The organism is Psychrobacter sp. T6-1 (genome assembly GCF_052258445.1).
Genome location: NZ_JBQQFC010000417.1, coordinates 1 through 1,655, shown reverse-complemented (window position 1 = coordinate 1,655; position 1,655 = coordinate 1). Strand labels below are relative to the sequence as shown.

The 1,655-nt window shown below is 50.2% G+C and carries 2 protein-coding genes; both read left to right on the top strand.

Annotated elements, in window-relative coordinates:
- Window positions 1–402 (top strand): LptF/LptG family permease (locus ACTXGO_RS13395; RefSeq protein ID WP_443574868.1); only part of this gene is annotated, 402 nt, incomplete at its 5' end.
- Window positions 402–1,595 (top strand): LPS export ABC transporter permease LptG, encoded by a 1,194-nt coding sequence (gene lptG / locus ACTXGO_RS13390; RefSeq protein ID WP_435949984.1) that lies wholly within the window; start codon window positions 402–404, stop codon window positions 1,593–1,595. The genes ACTXGO_RS13395 and lptG, both read left to right, overlap by 1 nt.
- Window positions 1,596–1,655 lie beyond the last annotated feature (60 nt).

Below are 1,655 nucleotides of genomic sequence, written 5' to 3'. Positions count from 1 at the left end.
CCACTATGGCAAGCTGCAACCGGCGGCACCTCAGTCGCTAGCGTAGATGCCCTACGAGCAGCACAAGGGGAGCTAGGGTATCGTTTTGCCCTGCCTTGGCTGATGATTATCGCGCCTATGCTCGCTGTGCCACTGGCGCAAGTACGACCGCGTCAAGGTCGTTGGCTACGTCTATTCCCCTCGGTGCTGTTGTTTGTCAGTTGCGCACTTGGGGTTATTTCACTCAAAAACGCGGTGAGCAAAGGCAGTGTGAGCGTATGGGCAAACGCTTGGCTGATTTTAGGCTTTATGGCGCTGGCGCTGTATCTCAACTGGGCTAGCCGTATCCAGCATCGCCTGCGCTTTCGAGATCCCGCTACTAGTGACATACAAAACCCGCCGATAACAGGAGGACAGGCCTAATGCGCGCCGCTTCTCCAAAAGATCGCTTGAATAATACCAAACTATCTGTACTGAGTCGTTACGTAAAACTTAATGCGCTACTCGCTATAGTAGCCGCGGTACTAGGCCTTTGGGCGCTACAGCTATTGTTCTCCTATCTCAATGAGCTGGACTCGTTGGATGAGGGCTATACCTTGGGCGCCGCGCTGAAGTATATTTTTTATCGCTCGCCTTATTTTTTGGAACAGTTTATCCCGACAGGCGCTTTGCTTGGCGCCGTCGTTGGTTTAGGCCTTCTCGCCAATAAAAGCGAGCTGGTGGTCATGCGCGCCGCTGGCGTGAGCATTTATCGTATCGTCGGCTGGGTGTTGCAACCAGCACTGCTCTTTGTACTACTGGCACTGGCTATCAATCAGTTTATATTGCCGCAGAGTAATCAATTAGCGCGCGAGATTAACGATAATGATAGCCGCGCGCTTATCACCTCAGTACGTGGCTACTGGACGGTGCAACCTAGGGTCAAAAGCGACGCAAGTGGCAGCATGCAGCCCGATGGTAGCGATATCCTGTACATTGATTATGCTGACGTTGCAGGCAATATCGGCGAGGTCAAGCGCTGGCATTTAGATAATAATGGCAATCTGCAAACCGCAACCCGCGCTGAAGGCGGACGTTATAGCCAGCGCGTCCCTGTCAGTCGTGACAATAACGATGTTGCAAGCGACCAATATCGCTACGAGTGGCAACTCAATAATATGACAGAGCTAACCATTAGCCAAGGCTTTGAGAGTAGTCAAGCCACTGCCGCCTCCGATGTTTTAAGTCTACCTTTTGCTCCAGAATCTGTGTATCTGCTGACCCGTGATGCTGAGGATTTATCACTAACTCAGCTGTATGACCATCGTCAGTTTATGCGCGGGCAGGGTAACCGCTCACTAGAGCATGAGCTGGCATTTTGGCAAAAGCTACTCTCACCATTGTCAATACTATCACTGGTGATCGTCGCTTGTTCATTCGTCTTTGGCTCGCTAAGAACGCATAGCTTAGGCTTACGTATTGTCGTCGCCTTATTGTTTGGCTTGCTGTTTAGCTACTTACAAGATTTGGTTGGCTTTATCTCTTTAGCTACAGGGTTCTCGCCTATGCTGATGGTACTGCTGCCCATCATCGGTAGTGCTGCATTGGGGGTTTATCTGATAAAACGACAGATGTGACGTGAGATCAATACGCAAAAAAACACGCTAAAGCTGATAACTTTAGCGTGTTTTTTTATG

Bases quoted from the DNA above. Each gene is read 5' to 3' on its own strand.
- lptG (WP_435949984.1), top strand. From the start codon at position 402: ATGCGCGCCGCTTCTCCAAAAGATCGCTTGAATAATACCAAACTATCT.